Below are 24,502 nucleotides of genomic sequence, written 5' to 3'. Positions count from 1 at the left end.
TTTGGCACGAACGTGCGATGCGGGCCGTCGCGCGACCGGGCACTGTCGGCTCATCCACGTTTCGGGGAGGAAGTCGTGCCCGTGTCGCTCTCATACCGTTCGGTCCGGTCCGACCAGAGCGGGCTGTCCCGCATCGGCCGCCGCTGGGGCTGGGTCGCCGTCCTGCTGGTCGGCCTGTTGCTGTTCTGGCTGATCCACTCGGCCCTGATCTCCACGCAGAACCCCAACCTGATCCCCGCCCTGATCTTCTTCGGAGCGGCGCTGGTGCCGTCGGCCTTCGTCGCCTTCGTGGCCGGCCGCCGGCTCGACTTCGGCGCCGGCATGGGGGTCGTCGCGGTGACCGCCCTGGCAGGCGGCGCGATCGGCGTGACCACGGCCGGATTCCTGGAGTACCGGACACTACGGCTGTTGGACGTCCTGCCGATGGTCGCCGTCGGAGTGATCGAGGAGGCGGCGAAACTCATCGTCCCGGCCCTGCTGCTCCTGGTCCTGCGCGACCGGCACCCCGGTGACGGGCTGTTGATCGGTGTCGCCTCCGGCGCCGGGTTCGCCGTCTTCGAGACGATGGGCTACGCCTTCGTCGAACTCGTGAACTCCAACGGCGACCTGTCGGCGGTGGACGACCTGCTGGTGTGGCGCGGGCTGCTGAGCCCCGCCGCGCACATGGCCTGGACGGGCCTGACGGCCGCGGCCCTGTGGTCCGCCGCGGCCCACGGGTGGCGCCGCCGCTCGACGGCGCTGTTCGTGTCGGTCTACGTAGTCGCGGTCACCCTGCACACCCTGTGGGACACCCTGGACAGTGACATCGCCTACGGCGTGCTGGCCGCGATCAGCCTGTCCCTGCTGGTGTACGCCACACACCGGCTGGCCGCTCCCGGCCGGGTGCCCGCGCCGGTGGCGGTGGGATGACACGGGTCCGGACCGTCCGTGGCGGACGGTCCGGGCAGTACCCACCACAGGTCCGGGCCGCTCGAGAGAGTTCCCGGACATGTGTCACATGCGGAAGTCGGCTTCGCGGCCGTCTCGACCAAGCGAAATCGGGGAACGGCGGGAACCGCGCGGCGTCCCCCGGGGACCAGGAACGCCGTCCCACGGCCGGGCCAGGATCTCAGTCCTTCGAGGACGCACGGCCGCCGGAGGCGGCGCCCTGCTCCTCCCCGCCCTCCCTCGCCGTCTTCTCCTCGTCGGTCGGCTCGAGGGCGGCGTAGAACACGGAGTGGCCCTGCTTGAGGCGCTGGGCAGCGCTCCGGGCGACGAGTCCTTCCAGGGTCGTACGCACCACGGTCGTCTTGATGACCCGGTCCGGGTGGGCCTCGCCGAGGGCCGCCGCGATCTCGGCCGCGGAGGACGGCTCCGACTGCTGTGCGAGGTAGGCACGGATCAGGGCCACCAGGGTCGGCTTGTTCTGCCGCCTCCTGGGGCCCGCCGAACCGCCGGGCAGCCCGTAGTCATGATCGGTTCCCGCCCCCGGCCCGCCCTTGGACGCCGCGGCCTGCTGCATCGGGATGCCGCTCTCCAGGGCCTGCTGCATGGTCGCGAGTACGGAATGGTCATGCTGCAGCGCCAGCAGACGGCCCTGAAGCTGGTCGATCTCGCTCCGGATCCGGTCCTGTTCCTGGACGTTGCGTGCGAGGTCGCTTGCCAGCTGGGAGCTGTACTGCGTCACCAGCTCCGTCGTGCTCGTCTGGGAGTCAGGCATGCCGTGGACCCTCCTGGTTCGGCTTACGAGTGAAGGCGCGCGCATAGCGGTCACTGAGGGGGCCTGTCCTCAGGCGCTGAAGTTGATACTACGCCTTGACTCTTTGCCTGGCTGTTGCCTGACGTCACTCCGGGCAAGTTGACTGGGTCATCCATGAGAGCGTCAGGGCGAATGCAAAACACCTCACTCAGTCAGAAGGGTCAACCCGTCCCAGTCGACCTCCGTTGACTCGTGCCCCCGCGGCACCAGGGCGTACGTGCTCGCCAGCCACTGGGCGACCGGCAGCGCCGGAATCTCGAAGAGTGCCTCGTGCCGCGCCTTTCCCACCTGGATCCATATCTTCGACGCACCGTCCGAGGCGTACTCCGGCCACACCACGACATCACCCTCTCCCACCCTGGCGGTGAGGCCTTCGCTCAACAGTTCCCGGGAGAACACCCAGCGCACCGGCTGCTCACCGTCGGCGTCGAAGATCAGGGTGACGGCGTACGGATCTCCGGGACGGAACGAGAACTCGCAGCTGATCGGCACGGAAAGCCGTCGCACGACCCAATGTCTGGACTCGACGGTCAGGTGGCACCTTCTCATCTGTTACCTCCTAAGACCGAGCCGGATCGCCGCCGCGCCACCCTGGGCGGCACCGCGCGGACTGGATGCCGACCGCCGCATCACGGCCGCCCGGTCATGAACGCGAACACTCACCGCCACTGGTGCGCCGGCTGAATGCGTCAGCGCATCCGCCGCGGTCCTCATCATGCTGACCGGACCGTGCGCTTTCCCATACGTCATCTGACGATGGCGGTCCCCAGGACCCTTCGGGGGCGGTCCCCAGGACTCTTCGGGGTCCGGGTCGCCCGCTCCCACCTGGGGGAACGCGCGGATCGGGACGGCACCGGCGCGCTTGTGCGGCCGCCACGCGCCCACTCGGGCGACCGCCCCGGGCGCCCTTGTCCGGCCGTCACGGCCGTGGGGTTAACCCCACGGCCCCCGTATGGGCGACGCTCGGGTCACCTTGGTGACGGCCAGACAGATTGTCCCGCCCACTCTCAGCAGACTGAGGACCACAACGTGCGGCTCGAGCCGAGTGCGCCGGCGGACGCATCCACTGGCCACGGCAACGGCGGGTCGGCTTCGAAACGAAAGCGAGAGACGACATGTCCCACCACCTCGACTCCCCCATCGCCCGCCAGGACCCTCGTCTGGACATCACGGACCTCTATGTCTTCCGAGGTGAGCAGGGCACTGTCTTCGTCACCGACCACAGCCACTCGCTCGCCGGCGAGGACATACCCCGGGGTCTGCACCCGGAGGGCAAGTACGAGTTCAAGATCGACTCCAATGGCGACGCGGCCGAGGACGTGACGTACCGCTTCACCTTCGACGAGGCCGACGCCAGTGGTGTCCAGACCTACCAGGTGCGCCGGCTGGCGGGCCCGGACGCCCGCGCCGACTTCGCCGAGGGCACACTGCTCGGCGAGGGCCGTACGGGTGAGACGCTGGAGCTTCCCGGCGGCAGCCGGGCCTGGGTCGGCAAGGCGGGCGACCCCTTCTGGATCGAGCCCGACGTCCTGCACGCCGTCGGCCACGCCTTGCAGGACGGCACGAAGGTCGACCTGTCCGGCTGGAACGCCGCCGAGGCGACGAACCTCTTCGCCGGGCACACCGTCTACTCCATCGTCCTGGAGGTCGCCGACGAGGAGCTGCTGCCGATCGCCGGACACGATCACCGGATCGATGTGTGGGCCGTGGCCTTCCTGGCCACCGACGCCGGCGGCTGGCGTCCGATCAACCGCGCGGGTCTGCCGATGGTCCACCCGCTGTTCACCCAGTACGACGAGACGCTCGGCGACCGCCTCAACGAGAACGTGCCGGCCGAGGACGTCGAACTGTACGGCAAGGCGCTCACCGAGTCGGTGGCCGGCGTCGTCAGGGCCTACGGCACGGCGGAGGACCCCGAGGCCTACGCCAGGACGGTCGTCGACCGGATCCTGCCCAACGTCCTGCCTTACGTGGTCGGTACGCCGGCGTCGTACGGCTTCTCGCGGTGGAACGGCCGGACCCTCACCGACAACGCGCCCGACGTGATGTTCTCCCTCGCCTGCAACACCCCGGTGACGCTCGGCATCGGCAAGGAGTCGGTCACGGCCCGGCCCACCAAGACCTTCCCGTACGTCCCGCCGGCGGCGTGAACGGTCTGACGGAACAGGCCGTGCGGGCCCGAACAGGTCCGCACGGCTCTTCTCCTCTGGGCCGGGGTGCCACCGGGCGGCTTGCACGTGTTCGCGGCCGCCTCGCGATACGTGTGAGTACATACGTTCGCCGAATATGTTTTACGCTCATTTAGCCGCACAAAACACTCAAAGGTCTACGCTTGAAACATGACCTCTCAAACCCCTCTCTCCTCCCCGTTCGGCGCCACTTCCACGGCCGCCGAGGTGCTGGAAGGTGTCGACCTCACAGGCAAGCTCGCAGTGGTCACCGGGGGATACTCCGGCATTGGACTGGCGACCACACGGGCGCTCACCCGGGCGGGCGCACACGTTGTCGTGCCCGCCCGGCGTCCTGACACGGCCGAGGAAGCACTGGCAGGTGTTGACGACGTGGAGATCGGCACACTCGACCTGGCGGATCTCGACAGTGTCCGGGCCTTCGCGGACCGGATGACGGCTTCCGGCCGTGACATCCACATCATGATCGACGGCGCGGGCGTCATGGCATGCCCCGAGACGCGCGTCGGGCCCGGCTGGGAGGCGCAGTTCGCCACCAACCACCTCGGACACTTCGCCCTGGTGAACCGCCTCTGGCCGGCGATCGAGCGGGGCGGTGGGCGTGTCGTCTCGGTGTCCTCCATCGGTCATCACAACGCGGGCATGAACTGGGCCGACGTGCAGTTCACCGAGGGTTACGACCGCTGGCTGGCCTACGGGCAGGCCAAGACCGCGAACGCCCTGTTCGCCGTGCACCTCGACAGGCTGGCCGCCGAGCGCGGCGTGCGCGCCTTCTCGGTCCACCCCGGCGCGGTGAACAGCCCGCTGCTGCGGCACCTCTCGCAGCAGGAGCGCATCGCGAACGGTCTGGTCGACAAGGACGGAAACGATTTGGAGCCGTCCGGCTTCAAGACTCCGGAGCAGGGCGCATCCACCCAGCTGTGGGCCGCGACCTCCCCCCTGCTCGACGGCAAGGGCGGGGTGTATCTGGAGGACTGCGACATCGCGCCGCCCGCCCCCCAGGACGGCGGCCGCTACGGGGTCAAGCCCTGGGCCAGCGACCCCGACCAGGCGGCGCGTCTTTGGGCACTGTCGGCGGAGCTGACGGGCGTCGACGCCTTCTCCTCGCACTGACCGATCAACCGGCGGCCGCGGGGCCTCCCCGCACGTCCGCGTCCTCCCCGCCGAGGACTCACCGACCGGGACCAGCATCCCGCCGTGGCCCCGCCCGGCCTCCCGCACCGCCTCCGCCGGCACCCGGTCGTGCTCGCGCCTCACGTGAGGGGGCAGCACCCGCTGCTCCGGCAAGCCGGCATCCTCGGGCGCGTTCGGCCGGACGGACCTCCAGCGCGTGCGGATCCCACTGCCCGCCCGGCCGTTCACCACTCCCACCACACCGACCGCACCCCGCCGCAGCGCCGGCAGCTCCTCCCCGCGGTCGCGACGCACGGGCCGGCGCCACGACCGTCTGCGCCGAGGGCACGGGCCCACTCCGGTCGCCCGGTCCAGGAGACCCGGCCGGACCCGGGCCCGGCCGGGCCGCTTCCACGCCCGAGGGCCGCCGCGTCCACGGCCGCCGTTCAGCGTGCCGGTGAGGGGAGCCCGGGCAGGTGCAGGGTGAAGGTGGAGCCGGTGCCCGGGGTGCTGTGGGCCTCCACCGTACCGCCGTGTGCCTCGATCAGCTTGCGCACGATCGACAGGCCGAGCCCGCTGCCACCGGTCTGGCGCGAGCGGGACTTCTCGGCCCGCCAGAAACGGTCGAAGACGTGCGGCAGGTCTTCGGGCGCGATCCCCGAGCCCGTGTCGGAGACCTCGATCCGGACCCCCGCCGTGGTGGCGGCCCCCGCTGTCCTCCCGGCCTCGGCGGGGACGGCCAGGTCACCGGCCGCCTTCAGGAGCACGGTGCCGCCGGGCGGTGTGTGCCGGATGGCGTTCGACACGAGGTTGCCGACCGCCTGCCGCAGCCGTACCGGGTCAGCCGGCACCGTCAGTTCCGGGTCGGCCTCCACCACGAGCCGCACCCCCGCGGCCTCGGCACGCGGGCCGTGGCCCTGAGCCGTCTGCGCGAGGACGTCGGCCACGTTCAACGGCTCGGTGGTGAGCGGCAGTTCTCCCGCGTCGGCCGCCGACAGGTCCCGCAGGTCGTCGATGACGTGCTGGAGCAGCACCGCCTCCTCCAGCACCGAGGCCACCAGCTCCTCGTCGGGCGGGACGATGCCGTCCTCGACCGCCTCCAGCCAGCCGCGGATGTTGCTCAGCGGCGTGCGCAGCTCGTGCGCCACATCGCTCACCATCGCCTTGCGGGCCGACTCCAGTTGCTCGCGCCGCTGTGACATCGCGTTGAACGCGGCAGACAGCCGGGCGATCTCGTCGCCGCCCGTCACCTCGACCCGCGCCGAGACGTCCCCGGCCTCCATCCGCTGTGCGGCCAGTGTGAGCCTGCGCAGCGGCCGGACGAGCCGGATGCCCGCGAAGGCCGTGACCGCGACCGTCACCAGCAGCACGAGCGCCGCGCCCCACGCGATCCGCAGCTTGTTGGGCGCGGAGAGGTCGAGGAAGGTGGTGGCGGTCCGGTCGCCGGGGCTGCTGACGTAGAGCTGAGCGGCGGGCGCCACGTACGGCCGCAGTTGCTCCGCACGGCCGCTCGCGACGCAGTCCCGCACGTCCTTGCCGGGCGCGGGGCCCGTGGAGCCGCGGGACTCCGTGCGTGCCGCCTGCCAGGACCCGTCGAGCAGCACCGTCACCCCGCTGCGTCCCCGCCGCGCCAGGCAGCCGTCGACCAGGTTGTCGAGGGCGTCGAGCGCCTTGCGCTCCGAGGGCATCGGGGCGTTCAGCGTCGCCTCCCCGCACCGGTCGACGGCGGGCTGTCCGTCCGGCGTCCGGACGGTGGGCCGGCCGCTGGGGCCGACCACCACCCGCGCCGTGGCACCCGCCGCCCGCAGACACGCGACGATCTCCCGGGCCGTACCCAGCAGTCTTGTCTTCTCCCCGTGCGACAGCCGGTACGGGCCGACGACACGTGGGTCGATCCCGCTGTCGCGCGCCACGGCCGGCAGCCGTCGCGGATCGACCGACAGCGGGTCGATGACGGCGGTCGGCTCGGCGGAGGGCACGTACGGGCGGCCGGGTACCGGAGCGGAGTCCGCCAGCGTCCGGTCGCCGTCCCGCAGAACGATCCGGTGCCCGGTCGACCGGCCCAGCTCGGCCACGGTGGGCCCCACCCCGTCCCAGTTCCGGTGCCGCGCCGCGTAGCCGATCAGCGCGTCGTACGTCTTCGTGTCGTCGGCGAGGTCCTTGCCCTGCTCCTGACGGATCGCCACGGCCGTCGTTCGTACGACCACCCACCCGGTGGCCACAATCGAGCACACCGACACCAGCGCCGCCACGGCGAGCAGGCGCAGGAGCAGGCTGCGCCTCAGGGGCACGGCGGAACCCGGGCCCGCGGACGGGTGGCCGCGGCGAAGGTCACGGCGCATGGCGCACGTCCCCGGACCGGACCGGACGCCTGTCGTCGGAGAGCTTGTAGCCCACCCCGTACACGGTCACCAGGCACACCGGCCGGCGCGGATCCTCCTCGATCTTCCTCCGCAGGTTCATGACGTGCACATCGACCGTCCGCGTGGTGATGTACCGGTCGAAACCGTGCAGCCGCTCCAGGATCTGCGCCCGGGTGAACACCTGCCCCGGCCGGCCCGCGAGCACCTCCAGAAGCCGGAACTCACCCGGTGTGCAGGAGATCCTCGTACCGTGCGCCCACACCTCGTGCCGGGCCGGGTCGACGGTCACCGGGCCCACGGTCAGCAGGTCGCCGCCGGGCGTACCGCCCTCCGCGCCGGCCGCCGCCCGGGTGCGCGCGCTGCGCCGTAGCAGCGACCGGATGCGGGCCATCAGCTCACGGGGGCTGAACGGTTTGGTCAGGTAGTCGTCCGCGCCCAGGTCCAGTCCGAGCAACAGGTCGTCCTCGGTGGAACGGGCGGTCAGCATCAGCACCGGCAGCCCTTCGAGGCCTGCCTCCGACCGGATGGTCCGGCAGACGTCGAGCCCGTCCAGCCCCGGCATCATCACGTCGAGCACCAGCAGGTCGGGCAGGCGACGGCGGATCTCGTCGAGCGCGGCCCGGCCGTCCTGGACGAGGGTCACGCCGTGGCTCTCGCGTTCCAGGTAGCGGCGGATCAACTCGGCCTGCTTGGCGTCATCCTCAGCGACGACAACATGCGCACACATGTGAGGAGTCTAGGAACACCCGCGACCTCCTCGAACGCCCCGCGGACGAGAACACGGCAGGACCATCGCTTCCTGACAAACCTCTGACAATCCCCCGGCAGCCTCTGGCGCCATGGACAACGAGACAGACCGGCCGCACTCCGCCGCCGGCCCCTCCGGCACGGCGCGCGCCCCGCGTCGGACGCGCCGCGTCCGGGCCGCCATCCTGACCACCGCCCTCCTGACGGCGGGCGTCGCCCTCACGGCCTGCGGCGGCGGAGGCGGGGGCAGCAGCAGTACCGACGGCGGGCAGAAATCGGACAGCGGCATCGCCTCGTTGACGACCCCCTCGTCGAACGGCGGGAAGTCCGGGGCCTCCTCTTCCGATCAGTCCTCCACGGCCGCCATCGACGCCAAGCGCCCGCAGCTGCGCCTCGACAGCTCCAAGGAGGAGATCGACCGGCTCTGGGACACGTACTGGGCGTGCCTCCAGGCCCACGGCGTCCCGATGAACACCAAGCGGGTCGATCACCCCGGTGGCCAGGCGCCCCCGCTCGACGACCACAAGGTCACGGACGAGTACAAGGCGCAGTACCAGGCGTGCCTGAACAAGATGCCGCTCCAGCCGGTCGAGGAGCGCCCCGAGACCAACCCGCACTACGCGGATGACTTCCGCGCCTACGTCAAGTGCCTCAGGTCGAAGGGCTTCAAGGTGCACGAGGTCTTCGCATCCGACGGGAGCCCCGACGGCTGGACCGGTGACGACGACGGCGGCGGTCTCCCGAACGAGAAGGCCGACAACGACTGCCGCATGGAGGCGTTCGGTGGCAAGGGCAAGAACTGAGGCCGGGGGCGCGCACTCGTCCACCGACGCCGGCAGACGGACCGGCAGCCGGATCGCGGTCGCCGTCGCCGTCCTCGCCGTCGTCGCGGGCGGGGTCTACGGCGGAGTCGCGCTGAAGAGGCACGGGGACGCCGGCCACGCCAGGCCCGCCGGGGTGCCGTCCGCCCAGACCACCCTCGTCCGGCGCACCGATCTGTCCGACAGCAAGGCGCTGCCCGGCACGCTCGGTTACGGCGCGGCGGTCACGGTCAAGGGCGCGGGCAAGGGCCTGATCACCAAGCTGCCGGCGAGCGGCTCGACGGTGACCCGGGGCAAGCCCCTGTACTGGGTGGACGACCAGCCGGTCACGGTCTTCTACGGCGACACCCCGGTGTTCCGCACGCTGGACGGGGCGGCCGTGAAGGCCGGGGCGAGCGGCGCCGACGTGACCGTCCTCGCGGACAACCTGAAGGCCCTCGGCTACGACATCGGCCCCGAGCCGCGCACCACGCAGTCGTCCACCGGCACGGGCAAAGCCCCCGGGGCCGTCCTGACGCCGTCCCTCCTCGACGCGCTGAAGCGCTGGCAGCGCGACACGGGCCGGCAGCAGACCGGGACGCTCTCGGTGGGCCAGGTGGTCGTGCTGCCCGGCGCGGTCCGCGTCGGCGCGGTGAAGGCCCAGCTCGGCGACCCGGCGGAGGAGGACGTCCTGTCGGTGACCTCCCTGCGGAAGTCGGTGGCGGTGACGGTCGAGGCCGGTGACGCGGCCCGGATCCACCAGGGTGACAAGGTCTTCATCACCCTTCCCGACACCAAGCAGGTACCGGGCAAGGTGACCTCGGTCGGTACGACGGTCCAAGGCGGCCCGGGTGACGCGTCCGACGCGTCCGACGGCGACACCTCGCCGTCGTTGCGGGTCACCGTGGTGCCGGAGGACAGCGCCTCGGTCGAGAACCTGGACGCGGCATCCGTACGGGTGACCTTCACGACGGAGACCCGCAAGAACGTCCTCACCGTGCCGGTGGGCGCCCTGCTCGCGCTCCAGGAGGGCGGCTACGCGCTCCAGCGCCCGGGCGGGCAGCTGGTCGCCGTGAAGACGGGGCTGTTCGCCAGGGGCCAGGTCGAGGTCTCGGGCACCGGGATCGAGGAAGGGCAGCGGGTGGTGACGGCGTCGTGAGAGCCCGCCACGGCAAGTACCGCGAGGGCGGTCGCCGCGAGGACGCGGGGTTCGGCACCGGTGCGCACGCCGCGACGGCCGCAGCGCCCGCCGGCGACGACACGCTCCTCCCGGGTGACGACACGCTGTCCCACCACGCCGTACCCGCCGCGGCCGGACCCGCCGAACCGTCGCCCGTGCTGCGGCTCACGAACGCGACCAAGGCGTACCCCGGCGGTGTGACCGCGCTCGACGACGTGTCCCTGACCATCCACGAGGGCGAACTGCTCGCCATCGTCGGCCCTTCCGGCTCCGGCAAGTCCACGCTGCTCAACATCATGGGAACGCTCGACCTGCCCACCCGCGGCACCGTGGAGATCGCGGGGCAGGACGCGGCGTCCCTGAGCGACCGGCGGCTGTCCGCGCTGCGCGGACGCCGGCTCGGCTTCGTCTTCCAGCAGTTCCACCTGACGGACGGGCTGACCGCGGCGGAGAACGTCGCCACCAGCCTGCTGTACGCGGGGGTGCCACGCAGACGGCGCACCCCGCTCGCGCTCGCCGCGCTGGAACGGGTCGGGCTCGGCCACCGGGTCGGGCATCTGCCGCACCAGCTGTCCGGCGGCGAACGGCAGCGCGTCGCGATCGCCCGCGCGCTGGTGGGCGAGCCGGCTCTGGTGCTCGCGGACGAACCGACGGGCGCGCTGGACTCCGCCAACGGCCAGGCCGTTCTCGACCTGCTCGTCCGACTGAACCGAGAGGGCACCACCATCGCCGTGATCACGCACGACGGGAACATCGCGGCGCGGCTGCCACGCCAGGTGGAGATGCGCGACGGACGGATCGTCAGGGACACGGGACCGCGCCGGGACCCGGTGGCGGACCGGGGCGCCGGCCCCGCGCCGTCGTCCCGGCTCACGGCGTCCGGACGGCCCCAGGACGCCGCCACCGGCCCGGCGCCGGGAGAGAACCGATGAGCGCCGCAGACCCGACCCCGGGAAGAAAACGAGTGAGCGCTGCGGACACGTCCCTGGGGAGTGAACCGGTGAGCGCCACAGGCCCGGCCCCGGGGAGAGAACCGATGAACGCCGCCGGCACGCCCCTCGGGAGAGAACCGGTGAGCGCCGCCGCCCGCGACAGGCTCGCCCGTCCGGTCCGGCAGAGCCCGTCGGACGTGTTGCGGCTCGGGCTGCTCGGCGTCCGGACCCGCCGGCTGCGTGCCGCGCTGTCCGCGCTGGGCATCTCCATCGGCATCGCGACCCTCGTCCTCGTGACGGGGATCCCGGCGTCGAGCCAGCGGGCGCTGAACGACCAGTTGTCCGCGCTCGGCACGAACATGCTCCGCGCGGTCGCCCAGCCCGACCAGAACCCTCCGGTGGTACTGCCGGCCTCCGCCGACAAGATGGCCGCCCGCATCGGCCCGGTCACGGCGACCGGCCAGGTCGCCAACACCCACCGGCTGGTGCACCGTTCGGACCAAACCGACCCCAACGACGGACTGGGCCTCACGGTCCTCGCCAGCGGCGACGGCCTGCTGCCGGTGGTGAACGGCCGGGTGCGGACGGGGAAGTTCCTCGACGCCGCGACCGACCGGCTGCCGACGGCGGTCCTCGGCTACGAGGCGGCATCCCGCCTCGGCGTGACCAGCCTGCCGCCGGGCCGGCAGGCGCCGCAGATCCTCGTCGGAACGAAGTGGTTCACGGTCATCGGCATCCTCGATCCCCTGCCACTCGCGCCGGACCTGGACCGCTCGGTGCTGGTCGGCTGGGAGGCGGCGAAGAAGAACCTCGCGTTCGACGGGCACCCGACCGTGGTCTACGTCAAGGCGCAGGAGGACGCCATCGAGGCGGTCTCGTCCGTGCTGCCGGCCACGCTGTACCCGGAACTGCCGGGACTGGTGCAGGTCAGCCGCCCCTCGGACGCCCTGGCGGCGAAGCGAGCGACGAACAGCGCCTTCTCCTCGCTGTTCCTGGGCCTCGCCGGGGTGGCGCTGCTCGTGGGCGGGATCGGCGTGGCGAACACCATGTACATCTCGGTGCTGGAACGCCGCAAGGAGATCGGCCTGCGGCGCGCGCTCGGCGCGAACCGGGGCCAGATCAGAGGTCAGTTCCTCACCGAGTCGGTGGTGCTGTCCCTGCTCGGCGGGGTCACGGGCACCGTGATCGGGACACTGGCCACCGCCGGTTACGCCGTCTACGAGGGCTGGCGGCCCGTCATCCCGCTCACGGTGCTCGGCGCGGGTGTGGGCGGTGCCGTGGTCATCGGGATGCTGGCGGGGGTGTACCCGTCGATCCGTGCCGCACGGCTCACCCCGACCGAGGCACTCGCCACGACATGACAGACAGGGGCGGCGCCCCACCGTGCTCCGCGAGCGGGAGGCGCGGCGGACGGCGAGGGCGCGAGCCGGTTCTGGTACCCGGTGCCCCCCGTTCTTCGGTCTGCTCGGGTGAAGCGCTGGTCTGGGTGGTCGAACTCGCCGGGGACTCGTACGTGCCACGGGGACGGGCAGGCATTCGCTGGGTGAAGCTGGAAGCGTGAGCATCCCTAGCGACCGGCCGGTGAGTACTGAGCAGATCCACGCGGCGCTGGCCGCTCTGGCGGCTGAGCCGGAGCCGGAGCCGGCACAGCGACCCGAGGGGCCGCAGGAAGAGGACCGCCTGCGCCTGCTGGGCAGTCTGCTGGCGAAGACGGAGCTGGAGATCGCCGCCGCGACCCGTCTGACCGAGGAAGGGGAGATCGAGGACGTCCTCGAGACGTTGCTCGGTTGGGGGGAGCAGCTGGGAGCGAACCCCGACCTCGCGGTCAACGTCCTGACGAACCGGCTGCAGCGCACCGCGGTGCAGGTCTCCGAACCCGAGGCGCAGGAACTGCCACCCGGCCGGGAGGCCGCCTTCGCCGCGGTCATGACGGCGGTGTACGCGCTCGGCGCCCAGGTGCACGCGGACCGGGGCGACGAGGACGGAACTCGACGGGCTCTGAGCGGGGCGGAAGAAGCCCTGATCGACATTCTGCAGGGCATGCACGAGCTGCGGGTGGCCATCGGAGACGCGGCCGGGCCGGTGGGCGAAGGCGACGACTGACCCGTCGGAAACCCACCGGGGGGCGTGTTCGCGGACCCCACGCACCGAGTTCGCCGGCATCCGCGTGTGAACGATGCCGAGCCGCTTTGTGCGATCGAGATCTTTTACTCATCGGATCAAAACATCGTCGCACCAGTCTCTGTGCTTCCTCCAAGGAGTAAGGACAGGGACTACTTCCATGCGCAGACCCAGCGGATACCTGGCGGGCGCCATCGGCCTCGCCGTGGCGCTCACCTCAGGATTAGTCGGCGGAGCCGCCGCGGCACCACCGGGCGGTGCCCAAGGCGCGAACGGCACCGGTGCGGCCGAGGCGTCGAAGACGGTGACGCTGATCACCGGTGACCGGGTCATGATGGACGGCACCGGCCGGGTCACCGGGGTGGAACGGGCGAAGGGCCGGGAGCGGGTGCCGTTCTCGGTCCGGAAGGTCGCCGGTCACACACGTGTCGTGCCCGGCGACGCCGAACTGCTGCTGGCGGGCGGCAGGCTGGACGCACGGCTCTTCGACGTGACGCAGCTGGTGGCGGACGGCTACGACGACGCGCACCGCTCCGACCTGCCCCTCATCGTCACCTTCCGGCACGGCAAGGAACGCTCGATGAGCACGTTCACCCGGGCCGGGGCGGAGATCGACCGTGCGCTGCCCGTCATCGACGGCGCGGCGATGCACACCGTCAAGAAGAACGGTGCCGAGTTCTGGGACGCCGTGACCGGCGCCCGGACCGACGCCGATGCCCGGGCCGGGGCGGAGTTCACCGCTTCCACGGCGGTGGACAAGGTGTGGCTGGACGGCAAGCGCCGGGGCACCCTCGACAGGAGCGTGCCGCAGATCGGCGCCCCGGCAGCCTGGGCCGCCGGCTACGACGGCACCGGCGTCAAGGTCGCCGTCCTGGACACCGGGGTCGACAAGAGTCACCCCGACCTGGCGGGCCAGGTCATCGCGGAGCAGGACTTCTCCGGCTCCCCGGACACCGGTGACCACTTCGGCCACGGCACCCACGTGGCGTCCACCGTGGCCGGGACGGGGGCCAAGTCCGGCGGCACGTACAAGGGCGTCGCCCCGGGCGCGAAGATCCTGAACGGCAAGGTGCTCAACGACAACGACTCGGGCGAGGAGTCCGGCGTCATCGCGGGCATGGAGTGGGCGGTGGCCCAGGGCGCCGACGTCGTCAACCTCAGCCTCGGCGGCGAGGACACCCCCGGCATCGACCCGGTGGAGGAAGCGGTCAACCGGCTCTCCGCCGAGACCGACACCCTGTTCGTCATCGCGGCCGGCAACGACGGGAAGGGCGAGCACACGGTCACCTCCCCGGGCAGTGCCGAGTCCGCGCTCACCGTGGGCGCCGTCGACAAGTCGGACCGGCTCGCGGACTTCTCCGGCCGCGGCCCGCGCGTCGGTGACAGCGGCGTCAAGCCCGACCTGACCGCGCCCGGTGTCGCCATCACTGCGGCTTCGGCCCCCGGCAGCAGACTGGAGGGGGCGTACCCCTCCGACATACCGGGCTACATCACACTCGACGGCACCTCCATGGCGACCCCGCACGTGGCCGGCGCCGCCGCCCTCCTGGCCCAGCAGCACCCCGACTGGGACGGCGAGCGGCTCAAGGCGGTACTGACCGGTTCCGCCGAGCCGGGCGCGTACAGCTCCTTCCAGCAGGGCACCGGCCGCACCGATGTCGCCCGGGCGATCGAGCAGAGCGTCGTCACCGACCAGGGACCGCTCGACTTCGGCAGGCAGGAGTGGCCGCACGACGACGACAAGCCGGTGACGAAGCAGCTCACGTACCGCAACCTGGGTACGGAGCCGGTCACCCTGGACCTGTCCGTGGACGCCCTGTCGGTGAACGGCAAGCCCGCCGCCGAAGGCATGTTCACGGTCTCGCCGCAGCGGGTCACCGTCCCGGCGGGCGGCGAGGCGAGCGCCAACGTCACGGCCGACACCCGGGCCGGGAGCACCGACGGCACGTTCGGCGGCTCGGTGTCCGCCACCTCGGCCGACGACAAGGTCAGCGTGCGCACCGCCGTCGGGGTGGAGCGCGAGGTCGAGATGTACGACCTGACGCTGAAGCACATCGACGAGAACGGCCGCCCCACCGGTGACGCCGTGACCGAGGTCCAGGGCGTCGACTCCGACTTCCACGCCTCCTACGCCGACGAGGAGGACGGCGAACTCACGGTGCGGCTGCCCAAGGGCGACTACTCCCTGAGCGGCATGATCCACCCGGGCTTCGACTCCGCCACCCACGCGCTGGTGTTCCAGCCGAGGATGCGGCTGGACGCGGACACCACCGTCACCATCGACGCCCGGCAGACCCGGCCGGTCCAGGCCACCCTGCCCGATCCGACGGCCAAGAACATCGACGCCGGGCTCGTCGTCGGCTGGCAGCGGGGCGACGGCCTGGACAAGGGCCTCGTCAGTTACGGCTTCCCCGGTTTCCAGAGCTTCACGGTCGGACAGCTCGGGTCCGCCCTGCCCGCGGACCAGGCCTTCGCCCAGTACTCGGGCACCTGGAGCCACCAGGACACTGGCACGCCGGTGAACTACCATCTGGCCTGGAAACGCACCGGCCGGCTGGGCGGCTTCGACGCCACGGTCGAGTGGAAGCAGCTCGCCACGGTCGATCTCCGGGTCGGCTCACCCGCCACCGGGAAGAGGGCGGACATCCTGGCCCAGACCTTCGCACCCGGCGGAGAGTTCACCTCCCTCGGCTCCCCCGTCACGGTGGACCTCCCGCTGCGCGGCACCGACTACGTCCTCGGCGACAGGATCAAGTGGAACTTCATCGTCCTTGCGGGCGACGGCCCCGACGCCCAGCTCTGGAGCACGAGGACGTACCAGGCCGGCAGGAGGTACGCCGAGCGGTTCAACGTCGGCGTCTTCGGCCCGGCCCTGGGCGGTACGGGCACCGCGCCGTCCGCGTTCACGCCCGGCATCGCGCGGAACGGGAACGTCATCAGTGCCTACCTGCCACAGTTCAACGACGGTGCCGGGCACTGGAACACCATCGCCGGCGCCCCGGCGGAGACCTCGCTCCAGGCCGACGGCAAGGAGATCTCCGACCCGCACGGCATCTCCCCGACCGACGACGTCGCCACCTACACCGTTCCCGCCGGGGACAGCGCGTACAAGCTGACCCTGGACACCTCCCGTGACCCGGCGAGCACGCCGGTCAGCACCCGTGTCAGGACGGAATGGACCTTCCGCTCCCACGAGACACCCGAGGGCGCCTGGTCCGCGCTGCCGCTGTCCGTGGTGCGCTTCCACCCCAGGCTGACCCTGGCCAGCACCGCGAAGGCCGGTCAGAGGTTCGACGTGCCGTTCCGCATCGAGGGTGCCGCCGCCGGGCAGCAGCCCAGGAAGCTCGCCTTCGAGGTGTCGTACGACGAGGGGAACACCTGGCAGCCCGCCGAGGCCGTCGGCGGCACCCACCTGTCGCTGAAGCACCCGGCCACGGCAGGCTCCGTGTCCCTGCGGGCCAGGCTGACCGACGCCCAGGGCAACACGCTGGTCCAGACGATCGAACGGGCCTACCTCATCACCCGGTGACCCGCCGACCCTCCTCATGACCCGGCCGGGGCGGCGACACCGCCCCGGCCGGCAGCCTGTCCGGCGGGCGGTGTGAACCAGGAGGAACTCCGACACGTTTGCAGAATGAGAGGTTTTTCCTCGCCACCACCTGCCCTCAGCAGCGCGGCCGCTTCGCGGCGGCGCCGGACGGAAGTACGTGCACATGTCGGATGAGAATCGCGTGATGGAGTTCCTGGAGCGGGTGGTCGCCGACCAGGCGGCCGCCTTCGCGGGGGTGTCGACGTCTCTGGGCGTCCGCCTCGGGCTGTACCGGGCGATGTCGGGTGCGGGGGCGCTCACCTCGGACGAGCTGGCCGAGAAGACGGGACTCGTCGAGCGGTACGTCCGGGAGTGGCTGGCGGCGCAGGTCGCCGGTGCGTATGTGGTGCACGACCCGCGGACCAACACGTATGTCCTTCCGGAAGAGCACGCGGCGGTACTGGCCGACTCCTCCCTGCCGACGTATGTCGGCGGTGGCTTCACCATGCTGAAGGCCCTCTACGGCGCCGAAGCGGCACTGGCGGACGCGTACCGCGACGGTGGCGGCGTGAGCTGGCGGGACTACGGGCCGGAACTGGCGGAGGGCGTCGCCGCCTTCTTCAAGCCCGGATACGACGCGGTCCTCGTCCAGGAATGGCTGCCCGCCCTGGAGGGCGTCGAGGCCAAGCTCCGGCGAGGCGCCTCGGTCGCCGACGTGGGATGCGGCTTCGGCCACTCGACGGTGCTCATGGCAAAGGCCTTTCCGCAGTCCCGCTTCCACGGCTTCGACTTCCACGAGCCCTCCATCGAAACGGCCCGCAAGCTGGCCGAGGACGAGGGCGTCGCCGACCGGGTGACCTTCGAGGTCGCCGCCGCGCAGGACTTCCCCGGTGGCGACTACGACCTCATCACGTTCCTCGACTGCCTCCACGATCTCGGCGATCCCGGTGCGGCACTCCAGCGCGCCGAGAAGGCCCTCGCGGACGACGGAAGCTGCCTCGTCGTCGAGCCGAACGTGTCGGCCGAGCCCGGGGAGAACATCAACCCGATCGGCCGGTCCTTCGCCTCCACCTCGGCTGTCCTGTGCCTGCCGGCGGCCATGTCGCAGGGCGGCCCGCACGCGCTCGGCAACCACCCGGGGCCGGAAGCCCTCCAGGCGATCGCCGCCGAGGTGGGTCTGCACGGCTGGCGGCTCGCCGTCGAGACCCCCACCAACCGCATCTACGACGTCAAGCGTTGAGAAGGCCGTCCAGTCCGAGGCGACGGTTGTAACCGACAAGGGCGCCGCGCCGCGGCCAAGCGCGGGTGGGCCGGGCCGCCGGCCGGCGCGACATGACGGAGAAGGCGGCCGGGCCACTCCCCCGGCCACCCCGGCGGCGAGAGGGCCGGGCACCGTGCGGGGCTCGGCCCCGCTTGCCGCGTCCCCGCCCGCTACGACGGCACACGTACAGCGAGCGAGCAAATCACACCCGTCCAGCTCCTGACGTGGACCGGCTGTGCCCACCCCGACCCAAGCCCCCGGCGTGGATCGGCGATACAAACCCCGCACTCAAGCACCCCACGCGGATCGCAGTACCGCACTGAACTCAAGCCCCGACGCGCACCGGCGTACCCGCCCCCGACCCACGCACCGCACCAGGACCGGCGGTACCCACCCCGCACTCAAGCGCCCCACCCAGACCGCGGTACCGCACTGGGCCCAAACCCCCACGCGCACCGGTGTACCCACCCCCGACGCACACACCCACGCGGACCGGCGGTACCGACCCCACGTTCAAGCGCCCCACCCGGACCGGCGGTACCCGCCCAGCGCACTCCCTCGCCCCGGCCCAACGGCTGGCGGTCGCGCTGGTCACCGGCGGGGCGGTGGTGGCGCGCGCACTCAAGCCCCCACCGGGACCGGCGGAACCGTACTGGATTCAAGCCCCCACGTGCACTGGCGTACCCGCCCCCGCCCCGCACCCACACGGACCGGCGGTACCAACCCCCCGCTCAAGCACCCCACCCGGATCGGCGAACCCCGCCCCGCACTCACTCCCCCCGTGCAGGCCCCGTGCTCTGGCGGGCGATCAGTTTCGGGAGCGGTACCTGGACCGTGCCCGGTGAGGACCCGTCCAGCAGCCAGAGCAGCTCTCGCGCGGCGGTGCGGCCGAAGGCCACGCTGTCCCGGGACAGCGCGGACAGCCAGGGCTTGACCATCCGGCACAGCGCGGAGTCCTCCCACGCGACCACCGACACGTCCTCGGGCACCGAGAAGCCGAGTTCGGCCGCGGCGGCCACCCCGGCGACCGCCATCACGTCGTTGTCGTAGATGAGCGCGGTGGGCGCGTCGGGTCCGGACAGGACCCGGTGGGTGACGGCGGCCCCCTCGGCGTCCGAGTAGTCGGTGGTCACCGAGCGGACCTCGGTCAGGCCGCGCCGTTCGGCCTCGGCCCGCAGGCTGCGCATCCGCCGCTGGGTGTGCGCGAGGCCGGGCAGGCCGGCGATGTGCACGATCCGCCGGTGGCCCAGGGCGTGCAGTTCCCCGACGACCGCGGCCATCGCGCCGGCGTCGTCGGCCCACACCGCCGACAGCCGGGGGTTCAGCCCGGCCGGCGCGCCCCCGATCACCACCGCGGGCAGGCCGAGTTCGTCGAGGAGGCCGGGGCGGGGGTCGTCGGTGCGGGGGTCGACCATGAGGACGCCGTCGACCCGGTGCTCGGCCCACCAGGCCCGGTATATCGCGCATTCGTCGGCAATGTCCTCTACAACTTGGAAGAGCAGGCCGAGATGGCGTTCGGCCAGCACCTCCTGGATGCCCGAGACCAGTTGGAGGAAGAACGAGTCCACACCGAGGGTGTGCGCGGGCCGGGCCAGCACGAACCCGACTGTGGCCGCGCCCTCGCCGGACAGCTGGCGCGCGGCGGTGCTCGGCCGCCAGCCGAGCTGTTCGGCCACCCGGCGCACCCGGGCCCGGGTCACCTCGGAGACGCCGGGCCGGTCGTTGAGGGCGAAGGAGACGGCGCTCTCGGAGACCCCGGCCCGCCGCGCGATGTCCTTCATCGTCGGCCGGCGCGCCGGTGAACGCTTGTCCGCCACTTCCGCTCCCATTCTCTGCCACTGAGCACTAATGCGCTTGAGCTAGACCAGCCTAAAGCGCATTAGCGGTCAGCGGCAAGGTCCCTGCCCCGCCTTTACTCAACGCTCTGACCTGCGAGTTTCTTCAGCCTGAGCAAGTTTTCGCCGCGATCCATTGACATTTTTCCGCCGAAGGATGCAATGTCTGCCCCTGAACCCGTGGCCGGCATCGTCGCCGTGGCCCGCTGTCCGAAGGAGCCTCCAGCCGTGCGCATATCCCGCAGAACCCTCGCCACCGCTGTCACCGTCGCGGCCCTGCTGCCGCTGAGTGCCTGCGGCTCCGGGAACGACGACAGCTCGTCGGGCGACGCCTCGGGCAAGATCCAGGGCGACATCACCTTCCAGACCTGGAACCTGAGGGCGAACTTCAAGTCGTACTTCGAGGGCGTCATCGCCGACTTCGAGCAGAAGTACCCGGGCACCCACGTGAAGTGGGTCGACCAGCCCGCCGAGGGCTACGCCGACAAGCTCAGCGCGCAGGCGGCCGGCGGCACGCTGCCCGACGTCGTCAACGTCTCCCCCGACCTGGCCGCCCCGCTCGCCAGGGCCGGGCTCGCCCTGAACCTGGACAAGGACAAGGCGGCGGCGAAGTACAAGAGCGAGTACCTGCCGGGCGCGTGGAGCAGCACCGACATCCCGGGCCTGCCGGGCACCTGGGCGTTCCCCTGGTACCTGAACACCGGGCCGCTGTTCTACAACAAGGCCCTGTTCAAGGAGGCCGGCCTCAACCCCGACCAGCCGCCGAAGACGTACGCCGAACTGTTCGAGGACGGCCTGCAGATCTCCAAGAAGACCGACGGCAAGGTCGCCACCCTCGCCAACGTGCCGTCCGTCGAGGACTTCGGCCGCTACGGCGTCCAGCTGGTGAACAAGGAAGGCACCGCCTTCTCCTTCAACGACGCCAAGGGTGTGGAACTCCTCACCAAGTACAAGGAGTTGTACGACGCCAAGGCGCTCGACCCGCAGGCCCTGACGGCCACGCCCGAGTCGGCCGGCCACAAGTTCCTCACCGGTGCCGTCGCCATGAACCCCGGCAGCGCGCTGGACCTGAAGAACTTCAAGACGCAGGCGCCGACCCTGTACAAGAACATCGGCATCACCGACCAGATCACCAGCACCGGCCACGTCAACATGTACGTGCAGAACGTGATGGTGAACGCGCAGTCCAAGCAGAAGCCCGCGGCCGTGGCCTTCGCGCACTTCGTCACCGACGCGAAGAACCAGATGGCCTTCGCCAAGCAGGTCGCCATCTTCCCGAGCACCGCCGGCTCCCTGAACGACCCGTACTTCACCAAGGAGGACGGCACCGACGAGACCCGGGTCCGGGTGGCCGCCGCCAAGTCGCTGAAGACGGCCGTGAACTACACGCCGGTGGTGTTCAGCGACCAGATGAAGACCGCGCTCCAGCAGGAGATCGCCAAGGCGCTCCAGGGCAAGGAGAGCCCCAAGCAGGCGCTCGACAACGCTGTCAAGGCCTGCGACCAGCTGCTCAAGCAGGGCTGATCCGCCGTGGCCCTCTCCTCCCCTGCTCGCCGGGGCTCCCGGGTGCGGCGCCAGCTGCCCACCAGTCCGTGGCTGTTCGCCGCGCCCGGGTTGCTGGTCACCGCCGCGTTCGTGCTGTACCCGTTCGTGTCGACCGTGGTGAACTCCTTCACCGACCGTCGCACCCTGATCCCGGGTCACTTCGTCGGTCTCGCCAACTACCGTGAGATGCTCCACGACGACCAGTTCTGGGTCGCCCTGCGCAACAGCACGCTGTACGTCGTCGGAGTCGTCCCGGCGCTGGTGATCCTGCCGTTGCTGCTCGCGCTGCTGGTGCAGAAGCACATCCCCGGCATCGCCTTCTTCCGGTCCGCCTTCTACACCCCGGTCGTGGCCTCGATCGTGGTCGTCGGCCTGATCTGGGTGTGGCTGCTGGACGATCGCGGTCTGATCAACTCGCTGCTGGAGACCCTGGGCGCCGGGCCGGTCGGGTTCCTCAGCGACCAGTGGCTGATCCTGCTCAGCGCCATGGCGGTCACGGTGTGGAAGGGCCTCGGCTACTACATGATCGTCTACTTGGCGGCGCTCGCGAACGTGCCGCGTGAACTGCACGAGGCCGCCGCCGTGGACGGCGCGGGCGCGGTCCGCCGCTTCCTCAGCGTCACCGTGCCCGCCCTGCGGTCCACGATGGTCCTGGTGGCCGCGCTCTCCTCGGTCTCCGCCTTCAAGGTGTTCTCCGAGGTGTACCTGATCGCGAACCCGACCGGCGGACCGGGCGGCGAGGACACGACCCTGGTCATGCTCGTGCAGCGCACCGGCACCGGCCTGACCGGCCGGGTCGGCTACGCCTCCGCCATCTCCGTGGTGGTCTTCCTGATCACCGTGGTGCTGATGCTGCTGGTGCTGCGCGCGGACCGGAAGGACGAGGCCCAGGCATGACCGACACCCTCAGCACCCCGGGCGAGCACACCGCCCGCCCGGGCCACCCCACGACCGGGACCCCCCGGCGGGCCGGCCGCCGCCCTCGCCTCACCGACGACACCGGCCGCCGCGTACGGCCCTGGGAACTCGTCCTGCGCTACCTGATGCTGCTCGCCGTGCTGGCCCTGACGATCGGCCCGTTCCTGTGGCAGCTGTCGACCTCGCTGAAGGGGCCGACGGAGGACATCTACAGCTCCCCGCCGTCGTTCCTGCCCGAGCACCCCACCCTGCACAACTACAGCCGGGTCGCCGACGTCATCCCGGTCTGGGACTACGCCCTGAACTCCCTGAAGGTCGCCGTCGCCAGCGTGGTCACCAACTGCGTCGGCTCCGCCCTCGCCGGCTACGCCCTGGCCCGGCTGCGCTACCGGGGCCGCGGCGCCGTGACCCTGGTCTTCATCCTGGCGCTGCTGGTGCCCGCCGAGAGCATCATCATCGCCCAGTTCACGACCATGCGGTCGCTGGAGCTGAACAACACCCTGATCGGCGTGGTGCTGCCCGGCTGCGTCGGCGCGTTGAACGTGCTGCTGATGCGCAACGCCTTCCTCAGCCTGCCCTACGAGATCGAGGAGGCCGCCTTCGTCGACGGTGCCAACGTCTGGCAGCGGTTCCTGCGCATCGCGCTGCCGTCCGTCAGGGGCACCCTCGCGGTCGTCGCGATCTTCGCCTTCATGGGCGCCTGGGACGACTTCCTGTGGCCGTTGATCGTGCTCGGCGACCCGTCCAAGTTCACCCTCACCGTCGGCCTGAACTACCTGCACGGCACCTTCGCCAACGACCAGCGCCTGGTCGCCGCGGGAACGATCATCGCCGTGGCTCCGCTCATCGTCCTCTTCGCCTGCCTCCAGCGGTACTTCTTCCGCGGCGTGGGCGAGGGCGCCGTCAAGGGCTGAGCCCCCGCCACCCCCCAGCTCAAGGACATCCGCATGCCCCCTGCCGTGCGCTTCGGCGTCAACTACACCCCCAGCGAAGGGTGGTTCCACCACTGGCTCGACTTCGACCTCGACTCCGTACGCGCCGACCTGGACTCGATCGCCGCGCTCGGCCTGGACCACGTCCGGGTCTTCCCGCTGTGGCCGTACTTCCAGCCGAACCGGGCCCTCATCCGGCCGCGAGCGGTGGAGCAGCTCGTGACCCTCGCCGACGCCGCCGCCGAACGCGGCCTGGACGTGAACGTGGACGGCCTCCAGGGCCACCTGTCCAGCTTCGACTTCCTGCCCGCCTGGACCCGCACCTGGCACCGCCGCAACCTGTTCACCGACCCCGACGTCATCGACGGTCAGGCCGCCTACCTGCGCACCCTCGCCGCCGCCCTCGCCGACCGGCCCAACTTCATCGGCATGACCGTCGGCAACGAGGTCAACCAGTTCAGCGCCGATCCCCATCCCGACCCCGACCGGGCCACGCCCGAGCAGATCGACACCTGGCTGGAGCGCATGCTCGCCGCGTGCGAGGAGGGCGCCCCCGGCCGGCTGCACCTGCACGCCGAGTACGACGCCACCTGGTACCAGCACGACATGCCGTTCACCCCGGCGCAGGCCGCCCGGTACGGCGGCGTCACCGCGGTCCACTCCTGGGTGTTCAACGGCACCGCCCAGCGTCACGGCCGTACCTCCGTACCCAGCGAGCACCACGCCGCCTACCTGGTCGAGCTGAGCAAGGCGTGGGCGGACGACCCGCACCGGCCGGTGTGGCTCCAGGAGGTCGGCGCCCCCGCGCCCCTGGTGCCCGCCGAGCACGCGGCCGCCTTCGCCGAGGCGACCGTCGCCAACGCCCTGGACTGCCCCAACCTGTGGGGCGTCACCTGGTGGTGCTCCCACGACGTCTCGCGCGGCCTGGCGGACTTCCCGGAGCTGGAGTACAGCCTCGGCCTGCTGACCAACGACCGGCGGCCGAAGGACATCGCGCGGGTGCTCGCCGACGCGGCCCGCCGGACCCACCGCACCCCGGCACCGCGCACGACCGCCCTCGTCGTACCCGCCGATCCCGAGGGGCGTACGGCGCTCGCTCCGGGCGGGGCCCTGTACGACGCCTTCTTCCGGCTGACCGCCGACGGGGCCCGGCCCACCACCGTCCTCGACGTCCGCGCCGACGACGCGGACCATCTCCGGGCGCGTGGCATCACCGAGGTGGTCACGGCCGGGCAGGTGCTTCCCGCAGCGGGGGCGGGAACGGCGCGGGCGTCCGATTCCGCGTGAAACACCCGCGCC

19 protein-coding genes are annotated in these 24,502 nt (G+C 71.4%); 14 read left to right on the top strand and 5 right to left on the bottom strand.

Going from position 1 to position 24,502, the window contains the following annotated elements:
- Window positions 1–81 precede the first annotated feature (81 nt).
- Complete coding sequence (locus OO52_RS15705; RefSeq protein WP_030644487.1) at window positions 82–909, top strand: PrsW family intramembrane metalloprotease; 828 nt, start codon at window positions 82–84, stop codon at window positions 907–909.
- A gap of 199 nt (window positions 910–1,108) precedes the next feature.
- Here OO52_RS15705 and OO52_RS15700 read toward each other — a convergent pair whose 3' ends face one another.
- Window positions 1,109–1,699 (bottom strand): hypothetical protein, encoded by a 591-nt coding sequence (locus OO52_RS15700; protein WP_037629046.1) that lies wholly within the window; start codon window positions 1,697–1,699, stop codon window positions 1,109–1,111.
- A gap of 183 nt (window positions 1,700–1,882) precedes the next feature.
- Window positions 1,883–2,245, bottom strand: a complete 363-nt coding sequence (locus OO52_RS15695; protein ID WP_234337862.1) for an SsgA family sporulation/cell division regulator — start codon at window positions 2,243–2,245, stop codon at window positions 1,883–1,885.
- A 608-nt stretch (window positions 2,246–2,853) separates the two neighbouring features.
- Here OO52_RS15695 and OO52_RS15690 point away from each other — a divergent pair.
- Window positions 2,854–3,888 (top strand): DUF4331 family protein, encoded by a 1,035-nt coding sequence (locus OO52_RS15690; RefSeq protein ID WP_030644480.1) that lies wholly within the window; start codon window positions 2,854–2,856, stop codon window positions 3,886–3,888.
- A gap of 189 nt (window positions 3,889–4,077) precedes the next feature.
- Complete coding sequence (locus OO52_RS15685; protein WP_030644478.1) at window positions 4,078–5,040, top strand: SDR family NAD(P)-dependent oxidoreductase; 963 nt, start codon at window positions 4,078–4,080, stop codon at window positions 5,038–5,040.
- A gap of 446 nt (window positions 5,041–5,486) precedes the next feature.
- On the opposite strand, the gene OO52_RS15680 is transcribed toward OO52_RS15685, so the two are convergent.
- Both OO52_RS15680 and OO52_RS15675 read right to left on the bottom strand, forming a co-directional pair.
- Complete coding sequence (locus OO52_RS15680; RefSeq protein WP_030644476.1) at window positions 5,487–7,382, bottom strand: sensor histidine kinase; 1,896 nt, start codon at window positions 7,380–7,382, stop codon at window positions 5,487–5,489.
- Window positions 7,372–8,130: a response regulator transcription factor gene (locus OO52_RS15675; RefSeq protein WP_030644474.1), complete on the bottom strand. Its 759-nt coding sequence runs from the start codon at window positions 8,128–8,130 to the stop codon at window positions 7,372–7,374. Before OO52_RS15675 ends, OO52_RS15680 begins: the two co-directional genes overlap by 11 nt.
- Window positions 8,131–8,242: 112 nt before the next feature.
- On the opposite strand from OO52_RS15675, the gene OO52_RS15670 reads away from it, so the two are divergent.
- The 7 genes from OO52_RS15670 to OO52_RS15640 all read left to right on the top strand — a co-directional run bounded on the left by OO52_RS15670 (window position 8,243) and on the right by OO52_RS15640 (window position 17,952).
- Window positions 8,243–8,953: a hypothetical protein gene (locus tag OO52_RS15670; RefSeq protein WP_030644473.1), complete on the top strand. Its 711-nt coding sequence runs from the start codon at window positions 8,243–8,245 to the stop codon at window positions 8,951–8,953.
- Window positions 8,934–10,109, top strand: a complete 1,176-nt coding sequence (locus OO52_RS15665; RefSeq protein ID WP_051818416.1) for a hypothetical protein — start codon at window positions 8,934–8,936, stop codon at window positions 10,107–10,109. The genes OO52_RS15670 and OO52_RS15665 overlap by 20 nt, the downstream gene beginning before the upstream one ends.
- A 176-nt stretch (window positions 10,110–10,285) precedes the next feature.
- The gene (locus OO52_RS15660) at window positions 10,286–11,062 is read left to right on the top strand and encodes an ABC transporter ATP-binding protein (protein WP_234339551.1); all 777 of its coding nucleotides are present in this window, start codon (window positions 10,286–10,288) and stop codon (window positions 11,060–11,062) included.
- A 104-nt stretch (window positions 11,063–11,166) separates the two neighbouring features.
- Window positions 11,167–12,423, top strand: coding sequence for an ABC transporter permease (locus OO52_RS15655; protein ID WP_030644463.1), 1,257 nt, complete (start codon window positions 11,167–11,169; stop codon window positions 12,421–12,423).
- A gap of 220 nt (window positions 12,424–12,643) precedes the next feature.
- Window positions 12,644–13,165, top strand: a complete 522-nt coding sequence (locus tag OO52_RS15650) for a hypothetical protein (protein WP_037629045.1) — start codon at window positions 12,644–12,646, stop codon at window positions 13,163–13,165.
- 178 nt (window positions 13,166–13,343) lie between these two features.
- Window positions 13,344–16,712 carry a S8 family serine peptidase gene (locus tag OO52_RS15645; RefSeq protein WP_030644460.1) on the top strand — a complete coding sequence of 1,123 codons (3,369 nt, stop codon included), beginning with the start codon at window positions 13,344–13,346 and terminating at the stop codon, window positions 16,710–16,712.
- Window positions 16,713–16,896: 184 nt separating this feature from the next.
- Window positions 16,897–17,952, top strand: a complete 1,056-nt coding sequence (locus tag OO52_RS15640) for a class I SAM-dependent methyltransferase (protein WP_030644458.1) — start codon at window positions 16,897–16,899, stop codon at window positions 17,950–17,952.
- A 791-nt stretch (window positions 17,953–18,743) separates the two neighbouring features.
- Here the strand turns inward: OO52_RS15640 and OO52_RS15635 are convergent.
- Entirely contained in the window at window positions 18,744–19,754 is a 1,011-nt protein-coding gene (locus tag OO52_RS15635; RefSeq protein WP_420711391.1) for a LacI family DNA-binding transcriptional regulator, read from the bottom strand.
- 282 nt (window positions 19,755–20,036) lie between these two features.
- Between OO52_RS15635 and OO52_RS15630 the strand changes: the two genes are divergently transcribed.
- The 4 genes from OO52_RS15630 to OO52_RS15615 are packed head-to-tail and all read left to right on the top strand — an operon-like array spanning window position 20,037 to window position 24,490.
- Window positions 20,037–21,332 (top strand): ABC transporter substrate-binding protein, encoded by a 1,296-nt coding sequence (locus tag OO52_RS15630; RefSeq protein ID WP_030644454.1) that lies wholly within the window; start codon window positions 20,037–20,039, stop codon window positions 21,330–21,332.
- 6 nt (window positions 21,333–21,338) lie between these two features.
- Window positions 21,339–22,250: a carbohydrate ABC transporter permease gene (locus tag OO52_RS15625; RefSeq protein ID WP_030644452.1), complete on the top strand. Its 912-nt coding sequence runs from the start codon at window positions 21,339–21,341 to the stop codon at window positions 22,248–22,250.
- Window positions 22,247–23,185, top strand: coding sequence for a carbohydrate ABC transporter permease (locus tag OO52_RS15620; RefSeq protein WP_030644450.1), 939 nt, complete (start codon window positions 22,247–22,249; stop codon window positions 23,183–23,185). The genes OO52_RS15625 and OO52_RS15620 overlap by 4 nt, the downstream gene beginning before the upstream one ends.
- A 33-nt stretch (window positions 23,186–23,218) precedes the next feature.
- Window positions 23,219–24,490 (top strand): glycoside hydrolase 5 family protein, encoded by a 1,272-nt coding sequence (locus OO52_RS15615; protein ID WP_106971993.1) that lies wholly within the window; start codon window positions 23,219–23,221, stop codon window positions 24,488–24,490.
- Window positions 24,491–24,502: the final 12 nt, after the last annotated feature.

The sequence above is a fragment of the Streptomyces flaveolus genome (assembly GCF_000716535.1).
GTDB lineage: Bacteria > Actinomycetota > Actinomycetes > Streptomycetales > Streptomycetaceae > Streptomyces > Streptomyces flaveolus_A.
Note: the sequence above shows the minus strand (reverse complement) of the source record. Positions and strands in the feature narration are given on the sequence as shown.

Bases quoted from the DNA above. Each gene is read 5' to 3' on its own strand.
- OO52_RS15700 (WP_037629046.1), bottom strand. From the start codon at position 1,699: ATGCCTGACTCCCAGACGAGCACGACGGAGCTGGTGACGCAGTACAGC.
- OO52_RS15690 (WP_030644480.1), top strand. From the start codon at position 2,854: ATGTCCCACCACCTCGACTCCCCCATCGCCCGCCAGGACCCTCGTCTG.
- OO52_RS15685 (WP_030644478.1), top strand. From the start codon at position 4,078: ATGACCTCTCAAACCCCTCTCTCCTCCCCGTTCGGCGCCACTTCCACG.
- OO52_RS15680 (WP_030644476.1), bottom strand. From the start codon at position 7,382: ATGCGCCGTGACCTTCGCCGCGGCCACCCGTCCGCGGGCCCGGGTTCC.
- OO52_RS15675 (WP_030644474.1), bottom strand. From the start codon at position 8,130: ATGTGTGCGCATGTTGTCGTCGCTGAGGATGACGCCAAGCAGGCCGAG.
- OO52_RS15670 (WP_030644473.1), top strand. From the start codon at position 8,243: ATGGACAACGAGACAGACCGGCCGCACTCCGCCGCCGGCCCCTCCGGC.
- OO52_RS15655 (WP_030644463.1), top strand. From the start codon at position 11,167: ATGAACGCCGCCGGCACGCCCCTCGGGAGAGAACCGGTGAGCGCCGCC.
- OO52_RS15645 (WP_030644460.1), top strand. From the start codon at position 13,344: ATGCGCAGACCCAGCGGATACCTGGCGGGCGCCATCGGCCTCGCCGTG.
- OO52_RS15640 (WP_030644458.1), top strand. From the start codon at position 16,897: ATGTCGGATGAGAATCGCGTGATGGAGTTCCTGGAGCGGGTGGTCGCC.
- OO52_RS15635 (WP_420711391.1), bottom strand. From the start codon at position 19,754: ATGAAGGACATCGCGCGGCGGGCCGGGGTCTCCGAGAGCGCCGTCTCC.
- OO52_RS15620 (WP_030644450.1), top strand. From the start codon at position 22,247: ATGACCGACACCCTCAGCACCCCGGGCGAGCACACCGCCCGCCCGGGC.
- OO52_RS15615 (WP_106971993.1), top strand. From the start codon at position 23,219: ATGCCCCCTGCCGTGCGCTTCGGCGTCAACTACACCCCCAGCGAAGGG.